Source organism: Winogradskyella sp. UBA3174 (genome assembly GCF_002364335.1).
Lineage (GTDB): Bacteria > Bacteroidota > Bacteroidia > Flavobacteriales > Flavobacteriaceae > Winogradskyella.
Genome location: NZ_DEXW01000059.1, coordinates 7,093 through 12,526, shown reverse-complemented (window position 1 = coordinate 12,526; position 5,434 = coordinate 7,093). Strand labels below are relative to the sequence as shown.

Genomic DNA, 5,434 nt, shown 5'->3' with positions numbered 1-5,434 from the left:
GTATCATTAGTTCCATTTAAGGATAAGACAGGAATACTTAATTTTTCAATTTCATTGGCAGGATTGTAGTTATAAAAATAACGAATCCAAGGGGTGGTTCTCGTTTCAATTAAACCTTTTATAATTTCAGAAACTTTAGCATCATTTCCAACCAAAGGTTTTAGGATTGGCGCAATGGTAGCATTGTAATGTGTGGTAAGTTCACTTTTAATAGCTGATATTTCTTTATCTGATCCTGCAATTTTAATAGCTTTTCTAATGGCTTTTTCATACACATCTTCATCAGGCACAGGGAAAGGTCTCAGAGTTTTCGATTGTATCAGTGATAATTCACTTCCAAGAATCCCCGTAGAAGCAAGCAATACTATAAAAGAAACATCATTGGTTTGGTTTGCAGCTAGTGGAGCAATAATACCACCTTCACTATGACCTATTAGACCGATATTATTTAAATCAATGTCTGCTCTTGATTTTAAGTAATTTACTGCACTAATTACATCTGTAGAAAAATCTTTAGTTGTTGCATTGCTGAAATTCCCTGTAGATTTACCAAAACCACGATCATCATATCGTAATACAGCAATTCCTTTTCGGGTTAAATAATCAGCAAGTATCCAAAAAGGTTTATGATTTGCAACAGTTTCATCTCTATCTTGTGGTCCGCTACCGCTGATTAAAATAACTATAGGGAATTTTCCATTTGTACGAGGTAAAGTCAATGTTCCAGAAAGTGACACATTAGCTTCTTTATTTTTAAAAACGACATCTTCTTCTTTGTATGGGTATGGTTTCACGGGTTCTTGAGGTCTTTTAGTAGTTTTTTCTAATTTGATTTTACCCCTTTTTAAAATCAAAGTAAGCGCATTAAGACCTTCACTAAAAGTTCCTTCAAATTGTTGTATATTTTTATTAAAAATCCCTTCGTATTTTATTCCCAAGTTTGCTCCATCAATAAATAATGCTCCATTTTTAAAAGTTGTTTTTTGAGGTTTTAAACCAGACACTCTTTGGGTTGGAATTTCTATAGTGGTTACATATGTGTTTTCAGTGTTTTGTATGTTAAAAATAAAATTGATTTTTTTGGCTTCTCCTAATTCTGCTGTTCCATACCATTTTCCAGTAATGTCTTGAGAAAAACTCAAAACTGAGTATAAAAGTATGGCGATTGTTATGTGTGTTTTTTTCATTTTTTGATATTTAAATTTGTTAATATTTGAACGTATCTCTCCTATCCGAACAAAATTCAGAACAGAAAACAATACAATAATTATTTATGATTATTTGATTAGAAAAGAATTAGAGTTCTAGTTCCTTCAATATGTTATTTGCTGAAGTTGTTGCCTTCTTGTACTTTTTAAGTACCCATTGCGTAAATATGTATAAGACTCCAATTCCTGAAGGCACTAACCAATTCAGTTTTTCTGTCACTGTAAAAATATCAATACCTTTCATGATTTTACTAAATGCAATAACGGATAATATAAGTACTAAAAAACTAACATAAAAGCTAATTTTTTGTAGTAGCATAAATCTTGTTTCTCCTCTAGCATACTTAGTTAGAGATTCTTTGTACGTGTTTTTTGAAATATTAATAGCTTTCATTTTTTGAATAGATTTTAATGAAAGAATAGGTAATATTAAACAAGAAATAATTGTTATAGCTCCTGAAAGTTGCAGATACCAAACATCCAATAATCCAAAATTACTAATGAGATATATTACCACAGCAAAACAAATTAGTGCAGCTATCGTTTCTGGGATTGAAATGTGACGTAATTTATTTTCATAACGTTCCTGTGTCATATCAATGATTAATTTATCTGTTAATACTTTTTGTTGGTCAACTTTCTGACTCATATCATTCCAAAGGGATTCCATTTCTTCTAGTTCCATTATTTTTTAATTTGAGTTTTTAATTTTTGTTTAATTCTGGCTAAACGTGTGCCAATATTAGTATTTGTAAATCCAGTAATTGTAGCTATTTCATCATAATTTTTGCCTTCCAAATGAAGAAGGATGATTCCTCTTTCAACTATACTGAGTTCTTTTATATGCGCATACAAAAGCGTAATTCGTTCTTCCATTACAGTATCTACTTCATTCATTTGACTTAAAAGAAGGTTGTCTATTGATACTTGAGATCCTCTTCTTTTTTCTTTTTTCAAATTACTGATAGCAGTATTTAATGCAATGCGATACATCCAAGTACTAATTTTAGAATTTCCTTTAAAAGAATTGTAAGATTTCCATAGCTGATACACAATTTCTTGATATAAGTCATTTTGATCTTCGTTATTATTCGAATAAATCCTTGTGACTTTATAAATAATGCCTTCGTTTTCTTTTATATCCTGAATGAACTCCTTTTTTGTATGCATTTTAAGATTAGTTACACTCTATTAGTATATGAAGTATTTAAAAAATCACAAAAAAATGTGTTTTTATTTTATTATTTTTTTAATCTACTAATAATGAGGGGGGGTGAATTCTATGTGTGGCAACGTTTGGTGTATGGTTAGTTGTGTGGTTAAGCACCTAATTTAGTAAATAAATCACAGGTAGAATATTCCGCAGGAATGTTCGTAAGTCGGCAGTGACCTAGCAATTAATTACACACGGTGTTAGGCAATGTTAATCTAGTTGCATTTTCGTTAATCTTTCTGCTAACATTTCAAATTTTCCATTCACAAATAGGTATTGAATATTTATTAAATCTGATAAATTATCATTGGATTGAAGATCAATATTATTAAATTGGTACTCTAGGATTTTGGAATATTCATCATATTTAATAAACATACTTTCCTTAAAATCATAAAGCTGATGTTGCGATATAATTAAACATCCATTTTCATCGAGATAACCATTATTTTCTTTAATTTCTATTTCTATTGTATACAGAGTTATCTTATTTTCTGAAAAGGATATGATGTGCAGTATAATTTCATCGTAGTAATGGTTTCCATTTCCAGAAACGTTTTTTTGTGTGAAAAAATATTTATCTTTTTCTAAATGATATATGCTGTCTATCTCAGACAAAAGTAGAGATTCAATCCTTTCTTTTATTTCGGTTTTTGCTTTGTTGTTTTTTATTTGTAGAGAAATATCACTTTTATTGATAAAATATTCTAAATCTTGCACTTTAATTTTGTTGTTGTTAAAATTTACGTTTTTAGTTTGTAAATCCAATTGAATAAACTTCATTCCTTCGCATTCTACTATTCGAGATGTTTTATTGTGTGCTTGACAAGCATCTATTTTTTTCCAATCAAAAATATAATTTCCAGAAGTAAATTTTGACAAATCGATAAGATAATCATTATCATAAATCATATTCAATATGGTAATCTGCATACTTGATGCATTAATTTTATTCTTAAGTTCAATTCTTAATTTATCTATTCCAACACCAGTTCCTAAAGTTAATTTTAATGTGTCTTTTGAGAAATATTTTTTAGTAAGAAATTTGGTGTTAAATGAAAATTTTTCTGGTTTCTCTATTACTATTAATTCGTAATTAGAGTTGTCGTTTTTGAAACTCAAATCATCGATTATCACTTTTAGTTGAATATCTCCACATAAGCATTGTCCGTATGAATTTAAACTAAATAAAAAAATAGTGCTTATTGTTATATAGAGTGCTTTTCTCATAATGTTGCCTAACGTTTAGTAAAAGAAATGTAGGACAGTTAATAAGCACTTACGTTTCGGTTTATTATCTAGCGAATTTTATTAAAATTTAGTAGCCTTTCGCTTTAGCACAATCGCCCTATGTTTTTTATACTGTGTTGTAGCTAGTGTTTATTTTTCATACTTGTTATTTCTAATTTAAAATAATTTGCAAGTCTTTTTTTTCCATAAGTATTTGCAATATTATCTTTTGCCATTAATGTCAAAAAAAACTCTATTGGTCCATAAGTTTTTGAAGATGTAAAAGTTCTTAATAACCAAATGGTAAATCTTCTTATCCAATCTGGTAAGTGTGTAATTTTAATAGGATTCCCCCAAGCTTTTAATGCCATTTCAGCTAATTCATTTTGGCTTAAAACATCAATTCCTCCAGCAGATTCTTCTTTTACACCTTCTATCATAGTGTCTACACAAACTTTTGCCAAATCTTCTCCATGAATTGGATTTAATTTAAATTTACCATGACCAAATAAATAGACTCTACCGCCTTTTGCCATATTAAGAAAATCTTTCATATCAGAAAAGAAACCATTTGGACGTACAATACAATGATTAATTTTAGAACCTTTCAATTCGTCAACAAATTTTTCCTTAGCTTCAAATATTTTAAGATGTCTAAGTTTATCTCCGTTTATTGCTGAAATATATTGAAATGATTTTACTTCATCTTTTAGAGATTCTTTTAATAAGTTAGAATTTCCCTGATAATCAACATCCATATAAGTCATGCCATCTTTCTGGCGAGTAATACCAATTGTTGTGAAAACCAAATCTATATTTTTGGTTATACCTGTTAGACTTTCTGGGTCAGTTATCTGTCCAATAAAGAAGTCATCAACAGCGTCAAACGTATCTTTTTGATGTTCATTTCTGATTAACACCCTCACCCAAAAACCCCTTTTTTTGAGTTCCTTTACTAAATACTGTCCTAAATATCCAGTCGCTCCTGCTACTAAAACCTTTTGTTTGCTCATCTTTTATTTTATTACAAAGTTAGGTATGAGTTCACAACATCTCCTTGACGTTCGTCAAGAACGACTTTTTTTATAAACACGTTTTTTTATTCTACTTAATGTTTCGGGTGATACTCCTAAAAATGACGCAATGTATTGTTGGGGAACGCGTTGAAATAATTCTCCTTGAGTGTTCAGTAAATCGGTATAGCGTTCTTCTGCAGATTTGGTTACAAATGATGCAATTACCTTTTGACAGGTGATTAATTCATTTTCAGTCGCAATTCTGGCAATTATTTCAAGCTTTGGTGCTTTACCTAATAATTCTTCAGATTTCTTTTTTGTGAAAACAAATATTTCGGTTTGTTCAATTACCTGATAATTTTCAATTGCAGGTATATTATAGGTGTAACTTTCACCCGCACAAATAAACTGACCTTCTGTATAAAAAAAAGCAGTTTTATCATTACCCTCTACATTATAAAAAAGTCTAACGCATCCTTTTTCTACAAAATAGATTTCATTAGATATTTTACCTTCGGTAAAAATTACATCATTCTTCTTATAGGTCCTCTTCTCTATCGCATTTTTAAGTAATAACAATTCACTGTCATTCAATGAGATATAAGTATTTATGCTTTCAACTAATTTATGCATTATTTTTATGTTTTTATAACGCTTTTTTTACATTAGCTACAACGAATCGGCTATGGTTTTGTTGCGAAAACATGGACCTACTTAAAGTTAAGGTACTAAGATAACAAAAGTGAAGGAATTTTCCAGCGGAAAAT

At 29.5% G+C, this 5,434-nt stretch carries 6 protein-coding genes; all 6 read right to left on the bottom strand.

All coding sequences use genetic code 11. The annotated features are described in order from the left end of the window. A partial coding sequence (locus B2U95_RS10680) for an alpha/beta hydrolase family protein (RefSeq protein WP_296316143.1) occupies nt 1-1,187 on the bottom strand: 1,187 nt, incomplete at its 3' end. Between the two features lie 109 nt (nt 1,188-1,296). Then, complete coding sequence (locus B2U95_RS10675; RefSeq protein WP_296316141.1) at nt 1,297-1,893, bottom strand: hypothetical protein; 597 nt, start codon at nt 1,891-1,893, stop codon at nt 1,297-1,299. Further along, nucleotides 1,893-2,378 (bottom strand): RNA polymerase sigma factor, encoded by a 486-nt coding sequence (locus tag B2U95_RS10670; protein WP_296316138.1) that lies wholly within the window; start codon nt 2,376-2,378, stop codon nt 1,893-1,895. Before B2U95_RS10670 ends, B2U95_RS10675 begins: the two co-directional genes overlap by 1 nt. Nucleotides 2,379-2,631: 253 nt before the next feature. Further along, the gene (locus B2U95_RS10665; protein WP_296316137.1) at nt 2,632-3,651 is read right to left on the bottom strand and encodes a hypothetical protein; all 1,020 of its coding nucleotides are present in this window, start codon (nt 3,649-3,651) and stop codon (nt 2,632-2,634) included. 143 nt (nt 3,652-3,794) lie between these two features. Further along, the gene (locus B2U95_RS10660; RefSeq protein ID WP_296316134.1) at nt 3,795-4,664 is read right to left on the bottom strand and encodes an SDR family oxidoreductase; all 870 of its coding nucleotides are present in this window, start codon (nt 4,662-4,664) and stop codon (nt 3,795-3,797) included. A 54-nt stretch (nt 4,665-4,718) separates the two neighbouring features. Next, entirely contained in the window at nt 4,719-5,300 is a 582-nt protein-coding gene (locus B2U95_RS10655) for a Crp/Fnr family transcriptional regulator (RefSeq protein ID WP_296316130.1), read from the bottom strand. Nucleotides 5,301-5,434 lie beyond the last annotated feature (134 nt).

Excerpts from the sequence above, each read along its gene's own strand:
- B2U95_RS10675 (WP_296316141.1), bottom strand. The coding sequence starts at position 1,893 with ATGGAACTAGAAGAAATGGAATCCCTTTGGAATGATATGAGTCAGAAA.
- B2U95_RS10670 (WP_296316138.1), bottom strand. The coding sequence starts at position 2,378 with ATGCATACAAAAAAGGAGTTCATTCAGGATATAAAAGAAAACGAAGGC.
- B2U95_RS10665 (WP_296316137.1), bottom strand. The coding sequence starts at position 3,651 with ATGAGAAAAGCACTCTATATAACAATAAGCACTATTTTTTTATTTAGT.
- B2U95_RS10660 (WP_296316134.1), bottom strand. The coding sequence starts at position 4,664 with ATGAGCAAACAAAAGGTTTTAGTAGCAGGAGCGACTGGATATTTAGGA.
- B2U95_RS10655 (WP_296316130.1), bottom strand. The coding sequence starts at position 5,300 with ATGCATAAATTAGTTGAAAGCATAAATACTTATATCTCATTGAATGAC.